This is a genomic window from Streptomyces roseifaciens (assembly GCF_001445655.1).
Taxonomy (GTDB): domain Bacteria; phylum Actinomycetota; class Actinomycetes; order Streptomycetales; family Streptomycetaceae; genus Streptomyces; species Streptomyces aureoversilis.
In genome coordinates, this window is the sequence record NZ_LNBE01000002.1 from 797072 (window position 1) to 818538 (window position 21467).

General features: G+C 68.8%; 18 protein-coding genes and 2 pseudogenes. 4 read left to right on the plus strand and 16 right to left on the minus strand.

The genetic code is table 11. The features are described from left to right. Positions 1-3: 3 nt before the first annotated feature. A pseudogene (locus AS857_RS37165) lies at positions 4-1248 on the minus strand (MFS transporter); the annotation flags it as partial. Positions 1249-1733: 485 nt separating this feature from the next. Here AS857_RS37165 and AS857_RS05095 point away from each other — a divergent pair. Next, complete coding sequence (locus AS857_RS05095; RefSeq protein ID WP_063804157.1) at positions 1734-2762, plus strand: DUF5655 domain-containing protein; 1029 nt, start codon at positions 1734-1736, stop codon at positions 2760-2762. Between the two features lie 42 nt (positions 2763-2804). Here AS857_RS05095 and AS857_RS05100 read toward each other — a convergent pair whose 3' ends face one another. From AS857_RS05100 to AS857_RS05125, 6 genes are all read right to left on the minus strand, one after another. Continuing rightward, positions 2805-4640 (minus strand): ATP-binding protein, encoded by a 1836-nt coding sequence (locus AS857_RS05100; RefSeq protein WP_058041887.1) that lies wholly within the window; start codon positions 4638-4640, stop codon positions 2805-2807. Further along, a complete protein-coding gene (locus AS857_RS05105) occupies positions 4633-5106 on the minus strand; it encodes an ABC-three component system middle component 2 (protein ID WP_107105514.1) in 474 nt (157 codons plus the stop codon). The genes AS857_RS05100 and AS857_RS05105 overlap by 8 nt, the downstream gene beginning before the upstream one ends. After that, positions 5103-6275, minus strand: coding sequence for an ABC-three component system protein (locus AS857_RS05110; RefSeq protein WP_144440720.1), 1173 nt, complete (start codon positions 6273-6275; stop codon positions 5103-5105). Before AS857_RS05110 ends, AS857_RS05105 begins: the two co-directional genes overlap by 4 nt. Before the next feature lie 172 nt (positions 6276-6447). Further along, on the minus strand, positions 6448-7236 hold the full coding sequence (locus AS857_RS05115; protein WP_058041890.1) for an SPDY domain-containing protein: 789 nt from the start codon (positions 7234-7236) through the stop codon (positions 6448-6450). Then, on the minus strand, positions 7233-7628 hold the full coding sequence (locus tag AS857_RS40995) for a hypothetical protein (protein WP_245699582.1): 396 nt from the start codon (positions 7626-7628) through the stop codon (positions 7233-7235). Before AS857_RS40995 ends, AS857_RS05115 begins: the two co-directional genes overlap by 4 nt. A gap of 48 nt (positions 7629-7676) precedes the next feature. Continuing rightward, positions 7677-8351 carry a DnaB-like helicase N-terminal domain-containing protein gene (locus AS857_RS05125; protein WP_058041892.1) on the minus strand — a complete coding sequence of 225 codons (675 nt, stop codon included), beginning with the start codon at positions 8349-8351 and terminating at the stop codon, positions 7677-7679. A gap of 119 nt (positions 8352-8470) precedes the next feature. Here AS857_RS05125 and AS857_RS05130 point away from each other — a divergent pair, with 119 nt between their 5' ends. Both AS857_RS05130 and AS857_RS05135 read left to right on the plus strand, forming a co-directional pair. Beyond that, a complete protein-coding gene (locus AS857_RS05130) occupies positions 8471-9136 on the plus strand; it encodes an RNA polymerase sigma factor (RefSeq protein WP_079110124.1) in 666 nt (221 codons plus the stop codon). Then, a complete protein-coding gene (locus tag AS857_RS05135) occupies positions 9133-10170 on the plus strand; it encodes a CU044_5270 family protein (protein ID WP_144440721.1) in 1038 nt (345 codons plus the stop codon). Before AS857_RS05130 ends, AS857_RS05135 begins: the two co-directional genes overlap by 4 nt. Positions 10171-10280: 110 nt before the next feature. Here the strand turns inward: AS857_RS05135 and AS857_RS05140 are convergent, their stop codons facing one another. The 6 genes from AS857_RS05140 to AS857_RS41820 form a co-directional block, all read right to left on the minus strand. After that, a complete protein-coding gene (locus AS857_RS05140; RefSeq protein WP_058041894.1) occupies positions 10281-10523 on the minus strand; it encodes an AAA family ATPase in 243 nt (80 codons plus the stop codon). A gap of 288 nt (positions 10524-10811) precedes the next feature. After that, positions 10812-11429, minus strand: a complete 618-nt coding sequence (locus AS857_RS39420) for a hypothetical protein (protein ID WP_144440722.1) — start codon at positions 11427-11429, stop codon at positions 10812-10814. Positions 11430-11455: 26 nt separating this feature from the next. Then, positions 11456-11755 carry a hypothetical protein gene (locus AS857_RS39425; protein WP_144440723.1) on the minus strand — a complete coding sequence of 100 codons (300 nt, stop codon included), beginning with the start codon at positions 11753-11755 and terminating at the stop codon, positions 11456-11458. Positions 11756-11761: 6 nt separating this feature from the next. Further along, on the minus strand, positions 11762-12154 hold the full coding sequence (locus tag AS857_RS05150; protein WP_144440724.1) for a hypothetical protein: 393 nt from the start codon (positions 12152-12154) through the stop codon (positions 11762-11764). 21 nt (positions 12155-12175) lie between these two features. Next, entirely contained in the window at positions 12176-12307 is a 132-nt protein-coding gene (locus AS857_RS41815) for a hypothetical protein (RefSeq protein ID WP_275477351.1), read from the minus strand. 108 nt (positions 12308-12415) lie between these two features. Then, positions 12416-16414: a DEAD/DEAH box helicase gene (locus tag AS857_RS41820; protein ID WP_144440725.1), complete on the minus strand. Its 3999-nt coding sequence runs from the start codon at positions 16412-16414 to the stop codon at positions 12416-12418. Between the two features lie 317 nt (positions 16415-16731). Here AS857_RS41820 and AS857_RS05165 point away from each other — a divergent pair. Continuing rightward, positions 16732-17425, plus strand: a pseudogene (locus tag AS857_RS05165) (helix-turn-helix domain-containing protein); the annotation flags it as partial. A 471-nt stretch (positions 17426-17896) separates the two neighbouring features. On the opposite strand, the gene AS857_RS41825 reads toward AS857_RS05165, so the two are convergent. The 3 genes from AS857_RS41825 to AS857_RS05180 all read right to left on the minus strand — a co-directional run bounded on the left by AS857_RS41825 (position 17897) and on the right by AS857_RS05180 (position 21416). Then, positions 17897-18961 carry an acyl-CoA dehydrogenase family protein gene (locus tag AS857_RS41825; protein WP_058041900.1) on the minus strand — a complete coding sequence of 355 codons (1065 nt, stop codon included), beginning with the start codon at positions 18959-18961 and terminating at the stop codon, positions 17897-17899. Beyond that, positions 18961-20148 carry an acyl-CoA dehydrogenase family protein gene (locus tag AS857_RS05175; RefSeq protein ID WP_058041901.1) on the minus strand — a complete coding sequence of 396 codons (1188 nt, stop codon included), beginning with the start codon at positions 20146-20148 and terminating at the stop codon, positions 18961-18963. Before AS857_RS05175 ends, AS857_RS41825 begins: the two co-directional genes overlap by 1 nt. Positions 20149-20222: 74 nt before the next feature. Beyond that, positions 20223-21416: a CaiB/BaiF CoA transferase family protein gene (locus tag AS857_RS05180; RefSeq protein WP_058041902.1), complete on the minus strand. Its 1194-nt coding sequence runs from the start codon at positions 21414-21416 to the stop codon at positions 20223-20225. Positions 21417-21467 lie beyond the last annotated feature (51 nt).

The following is a 21467-nucleotide window of genomic DNA, read 5'->3' on the forward strand; positions in this document are numbered from 1 at the left end:
GACGGCGGCGATCACGTACAAGGCGACCGGCGTGCCGCTGTCGTACTCCGCAATCAGCGCCGTGGCGATCAGGGGCGCCGGCGCGCCGGCGGCCACGGACGCGAACTGCGCGCCGATCGAGGCACCCGAGTACCGCATCCGGGTAGCGAACATCTCCGAAAAGAAGGCCGCTTGGGGAGCGTACATCCCTCCATGAAGCACCAGCCCGACCGTGACAGCCACGAGCCCGCCGAAACTCCCGGAGTCCACGAGCGCGAAGAACGGAAAAGCCCAGAGCCCCACGCCCGCGGCTCCGATCAGATACACGGGTCGCCGCCCGATCCGGTCCGAGAGGGCGCCCCAGGCCGGGATGGCCGCGAAGTGTACGGCGGAGCCGATGAGCACGGCGTCGAGGGCGGTCTGCTTGGACAGCTGGGTGTGCTCGGTGGCGTAGACGAGGATGAAGGCGGTGATGACGTAGTAGCTGATGTTCTCCGCCATACGGGCACCCATGGCGACCAGGACGTCGCGCCAGTGGTCCCGCAGCACCGCAACGAGCGGCGGCTTCTCCGGCTCACCCGTCGAGGCCCGCGCGAGGGCGGCCTTGAACACCGGCGACTCGTCGACCGACAGCCGGATCCACAACCCCACGATCACCAGCAGCCCCGACAACAAAAACGGCACCCGCCAGCCCCACGACAAAAACGCCGCATCGGACAACAGCGCCGTCAGCGCGGACAGTACCCCGCTGGCGAGCAACTGCCCGGCAGGAGCCCCAGTCTGCGGCCAAGCAGCCCAGAACCCCCGCCGCCGAGCATCCCCATGCTCGGACACCAACAACACGGCCCCACCCCACTCCCCACCCAGCGCAAACCCCTGCACGAGCCGGAGCAGAGTCAGCAGCACGGGCGCCAGCGACCCGACGGCAGCATGGGTAGGCAACACCCCAATGGCACACGTAGCACCCCCCATCATCACCAGACTCACCACAAGCAACCGCTTCCGCCCCAGCCGGTCCCCGAAATGCCCGAACACCAACGCCCCAACAGGCCGCGCAACGAAGCCGACGGCGTAGGTGAGAAAGGAAAGCAGAGTCCCGACGAGCGGATCGGACCCGGGAAAGAAGAGCTTGTTGAAGACGAGCGCAGCGGCGGATCCGTAGAGGAAGAAGTCGTACCACTCGATGGTGGTCCCGATGAGGCTTGCGACGACGATCTTGGGGAGGGAGTTGGGGGTGGGTGTGGGTGGTGCGGGGGTGGCCATGGTCATCACTTCCGGGTGGGGGAGGGTGCGTCATTGCGTCGCCATACCGTAGGAAGTAGCAGGTGGGGGGCCTATGTTGTGAGGATCCATAGTTCGGGGCCGGGATGTGAGGGCGGCCGCCATGCCGAGGTGCGAGGGGTGACGTCAGGAGCCCAACTCGTATTAGAAAATCCGAGAGAGCTCAAGAAATCGATTGCCCTGATTTGAGATCATTTGTTGATGCGGTGCTGACTCCCGTGCTGATTTCGTGCTGACTAAAATCGCACGTCAGCACCCCTGCGAGCCTCTCCCGTGCTGACTTTGTGCTGACTACGGAGCGTTGAACTTCGACATTTGGCTACAGGTCGGGCGGTGCGGAGGGTGTGCCGACCGGACGGTCGCGAGGGTCCCCAGGGGGTCCGCTCTGGAAGATCGTCAGCGGCACACGTGGCGTCCTGGAAACAATCGTGAGTCCGCCGCCGTTGCGGCAGACGGGAGCGAGGAGGAGCAGGGTGTCGGGTGGTCTGAGGCTGTTCAGTATCGGTGACGAGGGCGTGGCGGAGATCACCGCCCGCGGTGCGGTGCGTGAGCGTCATCTGCAGGATCTGGTCGAGGCGAACATGGAGGCGTTGCCAGGGGTGCGCTTCCTGGCGAGCGAGTACAGCACCGGTGCCCGGCACCGCGGACGGATCGACTCTCTCGGCCTTGATGAGAACGGCGCTCCGGTGATCGTCGAGTACAAGCGTGAGCGGGGCGCCAACGTCATCAGCCAGGGACTGTTCTATCTCTCCTGGCTGGTCGATCACCGGGGTGAGTTCCAGCTCCTGGTCCGCGAGCGCCTCGGGAAGGAGGCCGCCTCCCAGGTGCTGTGGTCCGCCCCGCGCGTGATCTGCATCGCGGAGAACTTCACCCGCTACGACCTCCACGCCGTCCATGAAATGGGCCGCACCATCGACCTGGTCACCTACCGCTGCTTCAGCGACAGCCTCCTCACCCTGGAAACCGTCGCCTCCGTCCAGGAACCCGGCACCGCCCGCCGCACAGCCCAACAGCCGGCCAGACCCGCCGCACCCACAAGCGGGGAGTCGGCAGAGGGATCGCTGGCGGCGCTGCGGGAAGCCTTGCACGACACGCTGCTCGCGCTCGGGGAGGACACCCAGCAGGTGGAGCGCCAGACCTACGACGCCTACCGGCGCCTGCGGAACTTCGCCTGTGTGGTGAACACCCGCCGGGATGCGATCGTGATGTACCTCAAGGCTGGCCCGGACGAGTTCGACCTCGTCGACGGCTTCAGTCGCGATGTCCGCGGGATCGGTCACCACGGCACCGGCGACCTGGAGGTCCGCCTGCGCTCCAGGGCGGACCTGCAGCGGGCTGACGAGATGGTGCCGCCGGTGGTGGTGGGCGGCCTCAGGGCTCCACGCATCCTGGTCCTAGGCGCAGCCCGAACGATCGGTGGTCGCGCTCAGGTGGTTCCGATCAGCTGCCGTGGCGCAATTTGCCAGAAGCAACCTTTTGGAGAAGTCGCTCGTGCGTCCTGAGTATGAAGGTGGAGTCGTAACCTTGCTTCAGGCCCCCGGTGGTCAGGGCCTGGCCAGGACGCTGGTGGGGCGAGCGGGGAAGAAGCCGGGGCGGTCTCCGCTACCGCTGAACGTGATGATTCGCGCATGCTCGAGGACGTCGGGGGGCGGGGGCGCGTTTTCGACGACGATCGCCTGGCCGGGGAAGGCCAGGATTGAGCGGTAGAAGTGGTCGATCACGTTCGGCGGGATACGGTCGGCGTCATAATCAGGCTCCTTGTACGTCACCAAAGGTGAGTCCAGAACGAGGAAGCCGAGGTGCGGGAGCCGGCGGTCCAGGCAGTAGCGGGCCAGGGCAATTGAGAATGCGGCATGCAGCAGCGCCCGCATGCCCCTGCCGTGCCCCGCACGAGTGGTCCCACCCGCACTTACGTCCCCGCCGTAGGGGTCGAAGCCGGCCGCCTCGACGTTGGGGATGCGCCAGGAGTCCAGGGTGCTTTGCAAGACGCCGTCGAAGGAAGTCAGGATTCTGCCCGCGATGAACGCTTCCACGCGTTTGGAGGGTAAAGCCCCTTGGGAAACCAGCTCGGAGCGGTGCTCGTCCAGTTCGTCGATCCGGGCACGCAGTTCCAGGTCCCTCTCCACGCGCAGCCGTTCGGCGACAACCGCTTGCAGCTCCTCATTGAGGGGAGCCAGCCGCGCTTCGATCTGCGCCAGGACACTGTCCGCCTCGCCTGCCTGTCGCGTCAAAGCGTTCCGGCGTTCGATTAGTTCGTCGCGCTGGGCTTCCAGGTCCGAGAGAGTCAGCAGTAGATCAGCGAGCAGGGAGTGGGTCTTGGTGGACTCGACAACGACGGCCTCATGTAGCTGCGTGGTCTCCTGGTTGCCGTGCTGGGCATGCTGGTGCTCAGGGTCTGCTCCGCAAAAGACACAGCGACCGACCTGGAAGTAGCCCAGGAGGTTCCCGGCTTCACTGACCATCTCCAGGCGTGCCAGGTCCGACTCGTACTGCTGACGCAGGATGTCGAATCGTCCCAACAGGTCGAGCACCTCGCCCAGACGTGTCTCCAGCTCGGCGTCTGTCTGGGCGAGTTGCGCGCGAGCAGCGACGGCACGGGCTTGCTGTTCGGACTCACGGGCCAAGGAACGGGCCATATCTTCCAGCGTGCCTTCCAGAAGAGCCAGCTGCTCTCGCAGCTCTGCTGGGGACTGGTCGCGGGAGAGCTTGGCGTGTAAGTCCAATGCCAGCGAGTCGATCAGGTTGATCTTGCCTCTTTGGACACGACGTTGAGACGCATTGGGGAGCGTCGTCGCTGGAGGCTCATCCTCACCGGTCAACATCAGCTTCATGACCGAGCGCGCGGCGGTCCGGGCCGCAGTGCCGCGCGTTCGCTGCGAGGGAGGGTTTGGATCGATCATGCGCGTGTCGGTGACCACGGAAAGGTGTGTCAGGTCGGCAAGTTTGAGCAGTTCGGTATTGCCGGACTCATTGGTGCGGATGTACCTGTCGTCCAGGCCTACCTTGCTGAGTAGATAGTGCGAGATATCTCGGCGACTGCGGATCCTGCGGGCCGAGACGACGGCGTCGGGTGTGTCGTGGACCATGCCCCGCAGGTCGGCTTGGTGTACATGGATGCTCTTGCCACCGGGCTTGCGTACGAGTGTCAGGGGACTTCCGTCGGGCAACAGCAGCCCGAGCAGGATCTGCCCGTAGCCCTCAGCGCGTGGGATGTACGGGCGCACATGGCCGCCGAGCATGTAGTCGATGGAGTCGACGATGAAAGTCTTCCCGGTGTTGGAAGATCCGTAGATGACCGTGAACGTGGGGTCGAATTCCACGCTGGCAGTGGGCAGCCCCGCGCCTGCGTATGTCAGATGCGTGAGGGTGAGGCTACCCATGGCTGATCCCCAGGTGTCGTGTGCAGGCAGTGAACTCGTCGTGCCAGCGAGCGGTGATGTCGCGTGTGGCGGCCACAACGTCCGTGGCTGACGCGAACTGGTCGATGGCCCACTGCGCACGCAGGCTCAGTGCATCGACGTACGGCGCCTCCAGAATTCCCACAAACCCCGACCCGCGCTGCGTGACCTTATAGACCAGCCCGTCACCGGTCGCCTCGACCGTGGCAAGACCGGCGCGCATCAGGACCTCCAGCCCTTCCTGTACCAGATGGCGCTTCATGCCAAGCTCGCCCGGCTGGGCCGGTAGCTGCGGGTGGAGGCTCGGCGGGCCGTCGAACTGACCGCTGTGCAGCATGGCGTGATCCAGCAGGACAAGCCAGGAAAGGTCCAGTGGGTCGGGATGGCTGCGGGCCAGCAGAACCAATGCTCGCATCCCCAATTCAACCGGGCTGTTGAGCGGATTCACCGGCAACCCCCCTTGCACCACGTCAACTTATCGTCGTTCGCCAGCTGGTGACACATACCCTTTCGCTGGCTGTTGCGGAAGTGCGACACCAAGTGAGTCAGCAGGGGCGAGCCAGTAGGGACCAGTTGCCCGGACGCTTTCAGTACCTCCTGCAACCGGTCCCACCCCGAGGGGAAGTCCATGTCAATCACCTCAATCAGGTTGGCCAGCACGTCGTCCTGTAACTCCTCGTAGGCATCCCCTGGAACGCTTTCCCGCGCATACATGCGGAGAGACTCGGCATCGAAGAATGCCACACGCTGTCGCCCAAGATGCTGTCCCGAAGACGGGTGCTCGAACGCGTCCTCAACGGTCGCGATATCCACGCCGAACCTCTCCTGGTAAACGTCCAGGAGCTTCTGGAGGTAGCGCGCCTCATTGCCTTGAGGAACGGGCGGAGGGAGTAATTTGCGGGGTTCGCCGGTGGGAGGGAGGTTGAAGCGGGAGGCGAATAGCTGTGACTTGCTGTACACCTCCAAGACCTCGTCAAGGTTTACGGTCCAGAACATCGAGAAGTCAGTGCGGACCGCCAGCTCGCGCACTGCCTCGCGGGTCGCGGAGGGCAGCGCGGCGACCGGCCGTGTCCGTCCGTCCATGTAGGCCAGGAACCGCTTCTTCAGCTCGGCTGGCGTCAGTACGGTGTCCTTCAGACGGGGGTGGATCCTCGGCGCAACGAAGGTGTATCTGGTAGGAAGAGTCCTACTTGTCTCCAACGTGGCCACGAACGGTTTGATCATCTCGGGCAATGCGTCGTCGAGCGTCAGGTCTGCGGAGTGGTGCTTGCACTGGTAACAGTGCCAAACACCGTTCAGCCTCTGGTCGCTCATAAAGGCCACTACATCGGCGCCGCGGTCGTTGGTCCCTCCGACGATTTCGACACCGAGGTAACCGAGCTCGTCCCTGCGCATGCGGACCCACTCACAGGTGAACTGCTCCCACTGGTCTGGCGTCCAGTAGAAGACCTGTTGCAGTGGTGTGCGTGTGTCGAACCGGTTATGTGAAACCGCCGATGGCAAAGGCGCATACTGCGACACAGACACGTTCTCCGCGCCCGTCGAGCCGCTGCCCTGCGGTAATGCGTCCACCCCTACCCCCCGTGCGCCATCCCCCATACGAACGCCGGTGTTCATTTTTACCACCGGAAAACGTTCATGGACAGGCCAACCTTGAACGATCGGCCACCCGAGTCTCCTGTGGAGAGCTGCTCCAGGCATCAGCAGTAGGGGCACCGGGGCCATCTGCATCTGGACCTGGTGCTGCAACCGTGCTTGTTGTGACGGGTGAGCAGCAGTTGGTGGGTCGTCACCGTGAGGTATGGGCTGGCTGTGGGTGGGGCCTGGGGGCGGCGGGCTGCGGTGTTCTGGCATGGGCCCAGGTGGTGGCGCGAGCACTGGTGATTCTCTCCCGCAGGCGTGCGGTGATCTGTGAGGGCAGTGCGGAGACGGATGTGGTGTGGATCTTCTGGGTGGCAGGGACGTGGTCGCGGGGGCGTAGGAGGGGTTCGGGGTCGGCGAGGGCGGTGGTGAACGCGGCGACGAGGTGCATGGGCGTGTGGTGGCTGAAGACGGCCTCCCATTGTTTGCCGTGTTCGGTGTGGGCGGTGGCCCACCAGATGGCGGTGCCGGGCTCCTCTTGGTGGAAGCGGATGGTGGCGGTGCCGTCCGGGCTGGTGGCGGTGTGGTGCCCGTCCCGGTTGTCCGTCCGCCAGTTCTGTTCTCTGAGCGGCGCCCACACGTTGGGGGCGTGGGCGCGGCGGGGCTGGGTGAGGGCGTGGGTGACGCCGGCGACGATCTCAACCGGGATACGGGAGCTCAAGGTGGCGTGCCAGGCGGGCTGATCTGGCGTGGCTTTGCCGGAGATGGTCCAGCCGGGCGGGGTGGTGGAGGGGTCGTATCCGAGGCGGACGCTGTGGTCGGGGCTGTCGAAGACGATGGGTGTTCCGGCGCGTGAAGCGTGGTCTTTCCAGCCGCTGGCCCGCAGGTGCTCGGTGATGTAGGCGAGGTTGCCGCCGCCGGCCAGGTGCCTGGGGCGGACGAAGTAGTGCTGCTCGGGTGTCTCGGGGCTCCAGGTGGCCCACTTCTGCCGCTTCACTGGCGCGCCTTGGGTGCCGGTGTGCGCTGGGCGGTGGCCGGGGCGGCTGGGAGGTGCGATGGAGTGGGCGGGGTGTGCAGGGCGGCAAGGATCTGATCGGTGCCCGTGAGCGCGGTGGCGTGGTCGTGGAGTGCTTCTCCGGCCTGGGAGAAGCTCTGCCACAGGTCGCGGTGTTCTTGGTTGCCCGAGGCGTGGTGGTAGGTGCTGATGCATGCGGCGTCGAGGACCAGGGATAGACGGTCGAGCACACCGTGCCGGTCGAGGATCGGTGCCAGGAGTCGGGCTGCTTCGTGTGCGGAGATCTTGCTGTCGAGCCTGCGGGCGAGGCGTAGCAGCGTATGGGAGACCTCGCGCACCTCGTCGGGAGTGATCACATCGGGGGCGGGAGGCACAGCGTTTCCTTGAATTCAGGGCGGGTGTTGGAGGCCTGCAGACGAGCTCTACCGGGTGCGTACGGTGATGCGTGGTGCATTGGCTGTCGGTGGTGGGCGGCCGCGGGGGCGGGGAGTGGGCGGGGGTGTGGACCGGCCGGTGGGGGCGGCGCGGTACTGGCCGGGGTGGGTGCGGTGCCAGTGGAGCCGGACGGCGGTCAGGTCGCCCAGGGTGCGGTGGGTTGCGGTGATGAGCTGGTGTGGTGTGAGGGTGGGGTCGGCGGCGAGGTGGCCGATGCGGCCGGCGGTGGCGGCGGCCGTCTCCAGCAGGGAGTGGCGCAGGATGCGTGAGGCCCAGTAGGCGGGGTCGGCTCCCGAAGGGGCGCAGGCGGTGAGGATGGCCTCGGGTGTGGTGTGGGTGAGCAGGCCGCGGTGCTGGGCTTCCCAGACGACGGTGACGGGGTCGATCGCCTCACCACGGTGAACCAGCGCGGCCAGACACCCGAAGAGCCCTGCGTGTACGGGGTCCGCGAAGTCCTCCGCGTGGAGGTAGGCCCGGACCTCTTTCAGGGCGGCCGGCTGTGTGGTGGCAGCGGAGAGGAACGCCCGCTCGTCCTCGAGCCGCCCCTCCTCCCGGCCCTGAACGGCGGGCGGTGGAACGGAGACGATGCGGGTGTGTGAGCCGGGATACGGGCGCCACTGCTGGGCGAATCCGTCGAGAACACGGGCCAGGCCGGCATCCACGTGATGAGCCGCTACGCTACCGAGCCCGCCACCGACCTCACCTGAAGCCGGTGGGATGCCCCGCCCCCAACCCGAACAGCGCAGCCGGGGCGCTCTCGTCCCGTCGTGTGACCCACATCATGGGAACCCGTACCTCCTACCGGACATATCAAGACGTGACGTCAATACACACCCGCATCAGGGACGGCGACCCGGACTCGTTCCGCCATCTCTTCCGCTCACACGCCCAGATCGTCCACCGCTACGCCATCCGCGCCACCGGCGACCGGTCCACCGCCGAGGACATCGTCTCGCTCACGTTCCTGGAGGCCTGGCGCCTGCGCGCCCGGCTTCCCGAGGAGCCGGACGGCGCGAAGGCCTGGCTGATGGGCATCGCGGTGAACATCCAGCGCAACACCAACCGTGCCGCCCGCCGCCACGCGAAGGCCCTGGCCCGCATGCCCGCCAAGGAAGCCGTGCCGGACATCGCGGGTGAAGTGGTGGGCAGGATGGCGGACGCCGAACAGCTCACCGCCGCGAAGAACGCCCTGGGGAAGCTGCGCCGGTCGGAGCGCGAGGTCGTCACCCTCTGCGTCTGGTCCGGCCTGAGCTATGCGGAAGCGGCCGAGGCTCTGGGCGTGGCCGTCGGCACCGTACGGTCGCGGCTGTTCCGGGCCCGCGAGCGCCTGCGCAAGCTCACCGAACAGGAGCTCCGGCAACACGCTGCCGAGATGGCGGCCCGGCGGCCCGAGCGCCTCCACCTGCACCTGAACCTGAACCGGCCGAACGAGAAGTGGAACCGATGATGCGTATCTCCCGGCGGCCCCAAGAGCCGCTCGACCACGGCGACTTCGACCTGCTGCTTCCCCGGCAGGACGAGACCGCCCTGCCCAAGGCCCGGCAGGACCTGCTCGAAGAGGCCCTGTGGGCCGAGGTGCACCGGACCGCCCTGTGCGCACCGCGCTCCCTTGCGCGCCGCACGGCCTGGATTGCGCTGCCGGCCGCCACAGCCGTGATAGCGGGCGCCGTGATCGTTGCCCCGGGCAGCTCGGGTACCTCGGGTACGGACACCCGCCCGCCGAAGGCCGGTGCGAAGCTGCAACCCGGCACCTCCAAAGGCCTGTCGGCGACCGTCGACCGCATCTCGCTCGCGGCGGCACGGCAGCCGGCCCTGGAGCCCCGGCAGGACCAGTACATCTACGTGGAGAGCAAGGTGACGGGCGGGCGGGTCGACAGGGCGGGCGGTAAGGAGAAGCTCGCGGTGACTCCGCTGCACTCGCGCCAGGTCTGGCACTCGCCCGACGGCCTCAAGAGCTTCATCTATGAGCCCGGCCATGAATTCATGGACAAGAACGGCGAGGACCTCGACCTCGAGCGTGCCGATGACGTCACCGATCGGGGCTCCTACAACAGCGTCAAGGCGCTCCCCACCGACCCCGACGTCCTGCTCAAGCGCCTCTACCAGGGGGGCAGGATGGGCGACCCGCAGGCCGACTGGACGGCGTTCGGGGAGATAGGCCAGCTGTTGGAGGAGCAGATCGCGGCGCCGAAGATCAGCGCCGCACTGTTCAAGGCGGCTGCCAAGATCCCGGGCGTCACGCTCGTGGACAAGGCTGCCGACGCGACCGGCCGGCCCGGTGTCGCAATCACTTTTACCGGCCCCGAGAGCCGTCAGGAGTGGATCTTCGACAGGAACACCTATGCGTACCTCGGCCAGCGTGACGTGCTGGTCAAGCCGTATCGGGGTCTCGAACCCGGCGCCGTCACCTACGAGACCGTGGTCATCAAGCGAGCCGTGGTCGACGCGAAGAAGGAACTCCCCGACGGCACGACGCTCTGAGCTGATCCGGACCCCGAGCGTCTGGATCAGCAGCCGCACCTGCCCGAGGGGCCTCGCTCGCCGCGGCGGTTCCGGGCCGGCTACCGGTCCCTGCTCGCTTCCCCGCCATGTCAGGTGTGGTCGCGAGCGATGAAGAGCTTGAACAACTTCGCCAGCGAGGTCTTCCCCGTGTTGTTACGGCCGACGCACAACGTCACCTTGTCAGTGAAGGAGAGCTCGGTCTCACGTAGCAGCCTGAAGTTGGCGATGACGGCCTTGGCCGGCCGGGGTGGCGTCGAAAGGCTGAGGCCGGGTGACCCGGCAAAGCCGTCTCGCTGCCCCGGAATGGCACTGCCTGCACTGGTCTGAGTCATCTCTCGGCTCCCGGTGTGCTTTCACCTCTGGGGCAACCAGGGAGAACGTGGCGAACGTACCGAGGAGCCCGTGTTATGCCACAGGCTCCGGGGCCGCATCCTGCCACCAAAGGCCCGTAATTGAGCAATTCGCACATTGCGATCAATTCCTATCATGTCGACTCGGTGGTTAACGCCAAATGCCCAAATGATGCCAAATGTATTCGCGGCGCACTGTGCCCTTGGGCTCCTTACCGCCCATTTGGCGTGAGCGGCCCCGGCCTCGGTCCCCGCTGAACCAGCACTCGGCTATCGCTGCCGGTTGCGTCCGCTTTCAGCTGTCAGTACCTCGTGGCCGCCCTCGAGCCCGAGCACCAGATGGGGGTGTAAACAGCCCAGTGAGCGGGGCTCGGGGCGTGTTGTGGTGGTGGGCTTCGGGGGTTGGTGGTCCATAGGCTTGTTGGGGGCGAGGTAGAGGGTGCGGGTTTCGCTGGTGTTTGTGACGCTCGCTAAGACGAGCTTGTGGTCCTTGACGTGCCAGGTGCTTCCCTTCCCGCCGACGGCCTGCGCTTTTTCGCCTTGGATGGTGAAGGTGTGGACGTCTGAGTGCACGTGCCAGCGTCCTGTGGTGCAGCGAGTTGCCCGTTCGTCTGCCGGAAGGGCGGGGGCGATGGTGACGAAGCGGTGGGCTGCGAAGAAGCTCGCAACGATGATCAGGACACCTGCCGTGGTGATTGCGGTGATCAGGCGCCACCGGTCACGCGGCCGGGTAGCCGGCGGCGGGGTGGTGATTGCGGGGCGGCGTAGGAGGCGGGCCAGTGGGGCGGTCACAGCGAGGCTGAGCAGTGGTGCGGTGACCATCGTGGCGGCGACGTCCGCGTTGGCGACTGCCCTTGCCGGCGGCCAGAAGTAGCAGATGATGGGCACGAAGGTGACGGCTCACCACAAGACAGTCACGGACACCGCGTGGAGTACAGGTGCGCGGTAACCGAATCGGGCGGCCAGGGCTTGCCGCAGCGCATCACCCCCTGGGCGCCGCGGTGCCCACCTGGCCGGTCGTGGGCAGGCGCCAGGGGGCGCAGCCGGGACTGCTCGCCGGGGCTGCCGAGGTTCTCGGGTGCTGTTCGCGTGGCCGGTGTGCCCGTCTGCCATGCCGGAGCGGTGACCACGATCCACCGGCACAGCAATGCCTGCAGAACGGCCAGGAGGGCGATGAAGCACACTTCTGCCAGCCAGAGGCGGTCGGTGTCCATGAATGTTCAGAGCCGCAACCACGCACCGGTACGGTCCCGGTGAGCTGCCAGACGCCACATGGCCGGCCCGATGACCGCTGCGATGATCAGCCCGATCGTCAGGCCCTCGATTGTTGAGCGGCCCAGGCGGGCGGTGTCGTCGGTCACCACGGTGAAGGCGCTGTCGAGGGGGAAGACCGCGATGCCGGCCGCCACGCCGGTGGCGGCTGCCCGCCACGGACTGGACCGGTCCACCACCCACGGGTCGGCCGCGGCCGCCCGACGCTTGCCGGGACTGGGGTGGACCCACGGGAAACGTCCGGTCGGCAGGCACGCCCAGACCCTCTCCGGCAACTTGGCGCGAGCATCGGCTTGCAGCTCCCGTGTGCGCATGACGGAACCGAACAACAAGAACACCACCACGCCCAGGGCAACCAGGCGTCACAGGTCCTTGCCGAGATAGCGGCTCATGTCATCGGCCCCCACCGCGACAAGGTGGGGCAGCACCACGACGGGGACGAACGCCAGCGCCATGCCCACCGCCAGCCGGCTGACCTCTACATCCCGCAGCATCAGGCCTCGCAGATAACACCCACCCCACCGGCGCCGCTGATCCCGCCGCGGGAGCGAGGCGAACACATCCGCAACGAACTCCGTCAACTCACCCCGGAGCCGTTCCACCTAGTCCTGGTCATTGGCCGCCGGCGGCCAGGATGCGCGGTCACGCAGGTGGTTGAATTCCACCAGTTCGCGGGCGAGGACGTCGAAATGGGGGAGCGGGGCCCACAAGCTGCGCTCACCGATGACGTAGAGGCGGCGCTTGGCACGGCTCGCGGCGACGTTGAGCAGATGGGGGGTGCGGGCCGCCCACTCGCGGGCCCCGGGACGGCCTCCGCCGAGTATGAGGATGACGACGTCGGCTTCCTTGCCTTGTGCTCGGTGGACGGTGGCGCAGCGGTCGTCGAGGAGTTCAGCGGTCCAGCCTTCACGGCCGCGGCAGACCTTCTTGCACTCGGCGACGAGGGCCCGGAACGGGGCGATGACGCGTACGCGCTCGACGCCGACGCCGTGCCGGTCCAGAAGGCCGAGGACGAACTCGAAGGCACGGCGGTCGCGTTCGCCCCACGGGGCGTCAGCCGGGCGGGCGGGGTCGTCTGTGTTGAGCCAGCGGCTGGGCAGCAGCCCGCCCCGTTCCCCGTCGGGGAACGCCTGTTGCGCGGTGCCGTAGACCATGAGGCCGTCGTACGCGACCTCATTGCTGACGGTGAACATCGGTTCTTCGCAGCGGCGGTGGACTCGCAGCGGTGAACCCACCCAGACGTGGTCGTCGTCCCCGTCCGGGGCCGGCAGGTAGGTGCCGTAGCGGTTGGACCGGTCGGCCACGGCCTGGGCCGAGGTGGCCGAGGGCAGCCACCGCTCGTCGACGCCGTAGGCGCGCAGCAGCCGGCGTTGCAGAGCGGTGGGCATGGTGACGACGGGCTCGAGCTGGAGAGGATCGCCGACCAGAACGGCACGGCGGGCGCGCCACAGTGCGCCCACGGCGGCCTGCGGGGTGGCCTGCCCGGCCTCGTCTACGAGCAGCCAGCCGATCGACTCCCGGCCGAGACGCGCGAACATGCTGCCGACGGAGGAGAACGTGGTGGAGACGACGGGCACCATGAGGAAGAGAGTCTGCCAGGCATGCTCGACCTCTTCGTCGGGCAGGGGTCCACTGTTTCCCGCCATCAGCTCCATCAGGACCTGGAGATTGCCGCGGACCCTCTTCGCAGCCCCGGCCACGAAGGCGCGGTGCAGGTCGAGGGCGCGCAGGAACAGGTCGCTGCGCGCGGTGGACCACGCCTCGTCGGACCAGGGGGAGCCGAGTTCCTGGTCGGCTTCGTCGAGGTGGAGCCAGTCGAGCGGCAGTGAGGGCAGGCTCCGAGCCGCCTGTTGCAGTTCGTGGTGGCGTTCGTTGAGCTCGGTTATGGCGGCCCGCAGGTCGTGGCGGGCTGCTTCAGCGGCCTGCCGGGCCCGCCGCAGTGCGGTGTCTGCCGCGGCCTGCCGGGCGCGCGTGGTCTGTTCGTGCGCGAGGGCGGCGGTGAGGCCGGCGGCGGCCTCGTCGACGGCGATGGCGGACCGGGAGTTCCGGCCCTCGGCCAGAGATTCGGCGCGTACGGCTGCGGCGACCTGCTCCAGGGAGTCGTCAAGGGCGGCGCGCTGCTGGACGAGCAATTGCGCGTTCTCGGCCCGGGCACGCTCTTGCTGCTCTTCGGCGGCCTGCCGGTTGGCGGAGCTCTGAAACAGGTGCCGTAGTCCGCCGCGCAGGCCCCGCTTGGCGGTAGGCGGTGTGTCCTGGCGTGCGGTGAGCACCGTGACGTACTCGCGGTGGTGCGCGGCCAGCTCACGAGCGGCCGACAGGTCCGCACGGGCGGCGGCAAGCTCCTGCCGGGCTCGTGGTACGCGCTCGGTGGCCGCCCGGTGTCCGGCTTCGGCCGCCGCGGTGGCACTCCGGGCCGCGCCGGTGGCGACGGTGGCCCGTTCCAGGGCGGACGTCGCGGCGGTGACCTGCTGGTCTGTGCGGAACACGGCGGCTTCCAGGTCCGCGATCCGCTGCCCGGTCGACGGAGACTCGACGGCTATCAGCGCCGAGGCCAGCCGGGCACGCTCGGTACGCAGGCGCTCGACCTCGGCCTGGGCGGTGCGGAACGCGGCGACGGCGGCGGTCCACGACGGCACGGGCTCGGCGGGCCCGGCCGCCGAGTCCCGGTTCGCCGCGTCCCGGTCCGCCGGGGCGGCGGGGCGCCGGCTGCCGGGCGGAGTCCTCGGCGGGATCCAGTCACTCAGGACAGCCTGCATGCCGCGCAGTGGTGGCAGTCCTGCTGCGGACCGGGCGGCAGCCTCCTTCTCCGGCAGCCGGCCCCACCAGAACCGGTCGCCGAACTCCTTGCGGTTGGCCTTGTTCCCGAGCACCGCCGCGACCAGGCCCCACGCTTGGCCGCCGAGGAGGGCGGAGGCGAGGTCGGAGAAATGGTCGGGGCCGCCGTGCCAGTGCTCACCGAGCGCGCCGATGCCGGGCAGCTCGGCGGTGATGTTCTCGACCGCGCCGTTGTTGGAGGAGGCGACCACGATCTCGAACCCGGTCAGCCGAGGGTCGAGCCGCGACACGAATCGCGCGTGTTTGCCCTGCCGGTCCTTGCCTCGCCACGCCGGACCGTTAAATGCCTGTGCGGGCCGGTCGAACGTCGCCAACACCGCTGCCCGCTCGACCACCAGCGCGGCGACCAGGTCGCGCAACATCGTCGTCTTGCCCGTGCCGGGCGGGCCGTTCACGGAGAACATCCCCCCTTCGGTGCCTGTGCGGTCGGCGAGCATCCGGTCGACCGCGAACTGCTGGCTCAGCGCGAGCGGGAACCGCGCTGGTGCGGGCCACCGCCCCGGCGGAACCAGCTCCGGACTCACCCCGGTCAGGACGACTCCCCGCTCCTGGCGCACATCAGTCCGCATCCCCACGGCAATGGCATCGTGCTCGGTCAGATACGCGTCCAGTGCCGGGCCGACCCCCTTGCCGAGGGCCCCGGCGACCCGGGCGAGATCCGGAGGGAGCAGGCTGTTGAGGAAAGGCGCTGCGGCGGCGACCTTCGCCTGTGGGTCCCGAGGCCGGTGGACCAGCCTGCTCCGCACCCTGATCACCTGGGGCCGCAGATGGTCCTGCACCCCGCACAGGTCGGCGATCTGCGCGGTCAGGGCGACGAGATCGGCGAGCGTGAGCGCGCGGGGACCAGAGCCACCCCTGTGCGCCTCCGGCATGTCCGCAGGGTCGGCCGGCGCCCGCTCGGGAACACTCCCGCCACCCTCCGGATGCCCGGACTCGGCATGGTCCCCGGCGGGCCGGCGGGCCGCTGCCCAGTCGGCGGCGCGGCGCACCAGGGGTTCAGCCGCGCCCTGCAGGACGGCGCCGACGACCTCGCCGAACAGGGCCCCGACCGCGCCGACTGCGGCTTCGCCCAGGATCTCGCCGAGCAGTCGCTGCCAGCTCACGCGGCCGGCCCCGGCCCCGGCCGCAGTTCCCGGCCCACGGCCGGAGCCGGGCCGCTGCCCGTACGCCGTGCCGTGAGGCGGGGCGGCGGAGCCGTAGGGAATCGCGGTGGCCGTCAGCTCGTCGATCGCCGTGCCGAACGCGTCGTCGAGGTCCTCGAAACCGTCCAGCCAGCCCGGCGCGGAGGGTCCCGGATCGAACAGGCGGCCGGTCGCCCAGGCACAGGCGGAGATCACGGACGTGTCCTCGACCGGTCGCCCCTGATCGTCCAGGACCAGGGCGAACATCGCGCTCTGGCCCGGCAACGTCAGCTCGGACTGCGGCACACCGGGATCCGGATCAGTCCCCGCGGGCAACACCGCGATCATCGCCTGACGGAGCAGCTCCAGATCGAAGACCCCGCAGTAGATTTCGTGCCGCCACATCCGGCCGTACGGCGCCCGGGGCGCGCCCGTCTCCGGGTGGTCGGCATCCCACGGCAGGTGCGGTGGTATCCGTCCCGGCAGCGGCGTCAGGTCGACGACGTACTCGTCCCTCGGGCCGGACCGTGCGGCGGAGCGCCGCCGGGGCAACGCCGGGATGCTCGGCGGTCCGAACAGCTCGATAGCGCGCCAGCACTCCAGCAACGCTTCCCGGCGGCGGTCCTGCCCCTGTCCGCTCCGCACCCCCCGGCCCCCTGTCCAACGCGCGGCACCCGGCCGCTCCCCTTGCCGATCAGCTGTCCGTCGAATCTACCGGACCTCCATCAGGCCGGGTCCCGGCAAGCTGGGATACAGCTCGGCGACAAGTACAAGTACGTGTGTCGGCTTCGGCTCGGCGAGCACATCTGCCGGACGCGCCGCGGTAATCGATTGCCGGGAGTGGATGGTCGCGTCCGGATGCGGATAAGGCGGAGCGGTGGCGGCTCCTAGTGCTGTGACCGCATTGGTTCGCCGGGTTGCTCGTTGTGCTGGTAGGAAGCAACGGCCAGCGAGGGGCGGGGATGGCGGCACTGGTCAGGGTTCGTCGGTTGACCGAGCAGGAGGGGCAGAAACTGCAGCGGATCGTGCGGCTGGGCACTACGAGTGCGGTGCGGTTCCGGCGGGCGATGCTGCTGCTGGCTTCGACCGGCGGGAACACCGTCCCGGTCATCGCGCGTCTGGTCCAGGCGGACGAGGACACCGTCCGGGACGTGATCCACAGCTTCAACGAGATGGGGCTGGCCTGTCTGGACCCTCGGTGGGCGGGAGGCCGTCCCCGCCTGCTCAACCGTGACGACGAGGACTTCGTCGCCGAGACGGCCACCACTCGTCCGACCATGCTGGGCCTGCTCGTCCGCCGCGGGATCTCCTTCCAGCGGACCAAGACCTGGAAGGAATCCCCGGACCCGGACTTCGACGTGAAGCTGGACCGGATCGAGTACGCGATCAACGAGCGGCCGGACCGCACCTTTGCTTTCGACGAGTTCGGCCGCTCGGTATCCGTCCGACCGGCGGCTCGTGCTGGGCACCGGCCGCCCGGACCGGCTGTCGGCCACTTATCGCCGCACCCACGGGATCACCTATTTCCACGGCTGTTACTCGGTCGGTGACGACCGGCTCTGGGGCGTTGTCCGACGGCGCAAGGGCATCGACCACACCTGGGCGGCCCTGCGGTCGATCCGCGCGGCTCGCCCGGACGGCGCCCCCATCTTTCTGGCGGCCGAATTCGCCCGGGCCGGTGTCCTGTAGGCTCGCATTTCGCCTGCCCCTTTCTCATTGACCGTGGCCTTTGTCCGGCCCAAGGGACGGCGGGATGAGACGAACTCCCCTCTGATCGTTGACTCGTGGTAGTGCTGATCCCGGTCTCGGTCTATGCAGCGGCTCTCTCCAACCTGATGGTGGAGACGCCGCAGCCGATCGGGACCGGGGTTTCTGCTCCCAGTTCTTGCTGCTCGGGGGTGGGGTATGTCGCGCGTGGTCGGCGAAGTCTCGATGAGCCTCCGTCGTACGGACGGGAAACCCGCCAGACCTCTGAGGGGATCAAAAAAGAGTGGGGTGGTTATGCCCTGATCGGCAGTCTGTCGATGCCTTCGAACCCGGTGACACCACCCCGAGCCGGGGGAGAGCTGCTGAGCCGCCGGCCGGTCTTGGCCGGTCGGCGGCGAGGCAGGGCGTGGGGGCGAGGGGTCAGGGTGTGGTGGTGAGGGTGGGCCAGAGGGCGGCGGCGGTGAGGGGACGGGCCAGGCGGCGTGCCCAGTAGGTTTCGTCACCGTCTTCGTCGCGCCAGGACCACAGGCGGGTGGTGGCGAGGTGGAGCGGGCTGAGCTGGGTGATGCCGATGGCGCCGTGGAGTTGGTGGGCGATGCGGGCGATCTCGGCGGCCGAGGCGGAGGCCTGGGTCTTGGCGGCGGCGATGGCGACGTGTGCGGCCGGGCCGCCGAAGTCCAGCGGGGCGGCGGCCTGGACGGCGGTGCGGACCAGGGCGGTCTCCTCGATCAGCCGCGCTTCTTCCTGCTTGACGGCCTGGAAGTGACTGAGCGGACGGCCGAACTGAGTGCGGGCGGTGGTGTGGGCGACCGTCAGGTCGACGCAGCGTTCGGCGGCACCGGCGATCAGGGCGGAGCGGGCCAGGGCCGCGCGGAGCCGGGCCTCGTCGAGCAGTTCGGGGGAGATCCGGCGGACCCGCGAGGCGGGGATCTCAAGGGTGGCAAGGTACAGGTCGTCGCGGGGTTCCTCGGCGAGGTTGCCGCCGGGGGTGAGGACGGCCTGGTCGGGTGTGAGAGTGAACAGGACAGGGCCGAAGGGGGCGGTGGCCAGCACGACCACCGCGGTGGCGGAGCGGGCCCATGGGACGCGGCGCAGAGTGCCGGTGACCAGCAGGGTGTCGTCGTCCCCGGAGGAACCGGCCGAGCCGACGGCGGAGGCGGCCGGGTGGGCGTAACGGATCGTCAGCTCGGGGGCGATCGCGTAGCTGAGCGGGCCGTCCGGGACAGGGAGGCCGACGCAACGCAGCAGGGGGCGGGCGACCAGGGCGGTCTCGGCGAGAGGGGCGGGGACGGCGCGGTGTCCTGCTTCCCTGGCGGCGGCGAGGAGTTCGGCGGTGGAGGCGTCCTCGGAGGGGAGGGCCACGGCGTCGGGGGCGGTGGCGTTGGTGACGATAGCGATGGCGTCCGCTTCGGCGTAGAAGGCAGCGGTGTCGTAGGCGTCCGCGGGGATGAAGGGGGTGCCGGTGTCGACCGTGTGGGTGTTCATCAGTGCTGCTCCAGACCTCGAGTGATGATGCCGCGAAGGATTTCGTTGGTGCCGCCGCGCAGGGTGTAGCCGGGGCTGTGCAGCAGGGCGAAGGCGAGCAGTTCGGGGTGGCTGCCGGGGGTGGCGTGCGGGTCTGCCGGGGTCGGCAGGATGCTGCGGACGGTGTCGACCAGCGCGCCCTCCAGGCGGGTGCCGAGGTCTTTGACCAGGGCGGCCTGGGTGTCGGGCGAGTGTCCGGCGTCCAGGGCCGCGGCCACGCCGAGGGACAGTCGGCGGATGCTGTGCAGACGGGCCGTCAGGATGCCGACCTGAGCGAGCTGTTCGGCCGTGGCCGGTTGCTGCTCCAGTTCGCGGAGCAGGGAGACCAGCAGGGGGAAGGTGGACAGGTAGCGTTCCGGGCCGCTGCGTTCGAAGGTGAGTTCGCCGGTGACCTGCTTCCAGCCGTCGCCCTGCTGCCCGAGCAGCATGCCGTCGGGGACGTCGACGCCTTCGAGGTGGACGGCGTTGAAGCGGTGCTCGCCGCTCATCAGGTGGATCGGCTCGACCCGTACGCCCGATGCGCGCAGGTCGACGATGAACTGGCTGAGCCCTGCGTGCTTGTCCTCGGCGTCTTCGGTGCGGGCGAGGACGATGGCGTAGTCGTTGACGTGGGCGCCGCCGGTCCACATCTTGGTGCCGGTCAACCGCCAGCCATCGGCGGTGCGTTCGGCGCGCGTGGCGACCGAGGCGAGGTCGGAGCCGCTGTTCTTCTCGCTCATGCCGATGGAGAAGAAGCACTGCCCGGCGGCGATCCGGGGCAGGAAGAAACGGCGCTGCTCCTCGGTGCCGTGCTGGAGGATGGACGGGCCGGCCTGCCGGTCGGAGACCCAGTGGGCGCTGACCGGGGCTCCGGCGGCGAGCAGCTCCTCGATCACCACATAGCGGTCCAGGAAACCGCGGCCGGCGCCGCCGTACTCGGTGGGCAGGGCCATGCCGACCCAGCCGCGCTCGGCGAGGCGGCGGCTGAAGCCGGGGTCCCAGCCGGCCAGCCAGGAGTCGGGGCGGCCGAGCACGGTGCCGCGGGCGCGCTCCTCGTCGACAAAGGCGCGGACCTCGGCGCGGAGCCTGCGGGCCGATTCGGGCAGGGCGACATCGGGGAATGCGATCGGTGAAAGCGTCGAGGTCGGTGAAAGCGTCGAAGGCGACATGGCTCATTCGCTCCCGGGTTGGTGAATTGATTGATGCATTTCTTCGCGTTACGGAGCTTCGTTACGGAAACCGGTCAGCCCGTGGGGTGCAGCAGGGAAGGGTCGAAGCCGGCTTCGCGGAGCACCTCGTCGGTGTGCTGGCCGATGCCCGGGCAGGGCCGCAGCTCCGGCTCCGGGTCGGCCGAGTAGCGCACCGGGCGGCCGATGACCCGGTAGCGGCCCTCGGTGGGGTGTTCGGCCTCGTACAGCAGGCCGCCCTCTTGGGCGTAGGCGGTGGTGGCGGCGGAGGCCAGGTCGAGCACGGGGGCGGCGGCGATGCCCGCCCGGTCGCAAAACGCCTGCCACTCGGCGCTGGTGTGCTGCGGCGTCAGCTCCGCGAGCAGCGGATAGAACGCGTCGGCGTTGCGGGCCCGGTGGGGGCCGGTGGAGAAGCGCGGATCGGCGGCCAGTTCGGGGCGGCCCACGAAGGCGGTGAAGTCCCGCCAGTTGCGGTCGCTGTGCGGCAGGATGCACATCCAGCCGTCGGCGGTGCGCAGGGCTCGGCGCTGCGGGCTGAGCGAGCGGGCCGAGCCGAAGGCTCCGTCGGCCTCCAGGGCGGCCGCTCCCAGGTGCTCGACCAGGTTGAAGGCGAGCATGGTGTCGGCCATCGGGACCTCGATGTGCTGTCCGGTGCCGCCGTGCTCCCGGTAGTGCAGCGCGGCAAGTACCGACTGGGCGATCTGCATGCCGCAGATCTTGTCGGCGAGGACGGTGGGAACGTAGTGCGGTTGGCCGGAGACCTGGTGGTTGAGCCAGACCAGGCCGCTGGCCGCCTGGATGATGTCGTCGTAGGCGGCGTGCGTGCCGTAACGGCTGTCGCTGCGGAAGCCCTGGGCATTGGCGTAGATCAGGCCGGGGTTGACGGCCGCGGCCTCGTCGTAGCCGAGGCGCAGCTTCTCCAGGGCCTGCGGGCGCAGGTTGGTGATGAAGACGTCGGCGGTGCGCAGGAGGGCGAGCAGGGCGTCGCGGCCGTGCGGGGCCTTGAGGTCGATGGCGGCGCTGCGCTTGTTGCGGTTCAGGTTGAGTGCCGGGCCGCCCATGCCGGGGTGGCGCCGTGGCGGGTAGTGGCGCGTCATGTCGCCCGTGGGCGGTTCGACCTTGATCACGTCCGCGCCCAGGTCGCCGAATTCCTTGGCGGCGTACGGGGCCATGATCACGCTGGCCAGTTCGATGACGCGGACTCCGGCGAGGAGTCCGCGGCCGGACGGGCCGCTCGGCTTCTCGGGCATCTTGCAGTTCCTCCTGGGGTATCGGGTGGGGCGGGCGAACGGAGGTGCGTG

What these genes read in the sequence shown, in the direction of transcription:
- AS857_RS05140 (WP_058041894.1), bottom strand. Translation starts at nt 10,523, where the DNA reads ATGACTCAGACCAGTGCAGGCAGTGCCATTCCGGGGCAGCGAGACGGC.
- AS857_RS05130 (WP_079110124.1), top strand. Translation starts at nt 8,471, where the DNA reads ATGGGAACCCGTACCTCCTACCGGACATATCAAGACGTGACGTCAATA.
- AS857_RS05175 (WP_058041901.1), bottom strand. Translation starts at nt 20,148, where the DNA reads ATGTCGCCTTCGACGCTTTCACCGACCTCGACGCTTTCACCGATCGCA.
- AS857_RS39425 (WP_144440723.1), bottom strand. Translation starts at nt 11,755, where the DNA reads ATGGACACCGACCGCCTCTGGCTGGCAGAAGTGTGCTTCATCGCCCTC.
- AS857_RS05100 (WP_058041887.1), bottom strand. Translation starts at nt 4,640, where the DNA reads ATGGGTAGCCTCACCCTCACGCATCTGACATACGCAGGCGCGGGGCTG.
- AS857_RS41825 (WP_058041900.1), bottom strand. Translation starts at nt 18,961, where the DNA reads ATGAACACCCACACGGTCGACACCGGCACCCCCTTCATCCCCGCGGAC.
- AS857_RS05180 (WP_058041902.1), bottom strand. Translation starts at nt 21,416, where the DNA reads ATGCCCGAGAAGCCGAGCGGCCCGTCCGGCCGCGGACTCCTCGCCGGA.
- AS857_RS05135 (WP_144440721.1), top strand. Translation starts at nt 9,133, where the DNA reads ATGATGCGTATCTCCCGGCGGCCCCAAGAGCCGCTCGACCACGGCGAC.
- AS857_RS05110 (WP_144440720.1), bottom strand. Translation starts at nt 6,275, where the DNA reads ATGAACACCGGCGTTCGTATGGGGGATGGCGCACGGGGGGTAGGGGTG.
- AS857_RS41815 (WP_275477351.1), bottom strand. Translation starts at nt 12,307, where the DNA reads ATGCTGCGGGATGTAGAGGTCAGCCGGCTGGCGGTGGGCATGGCGCTG.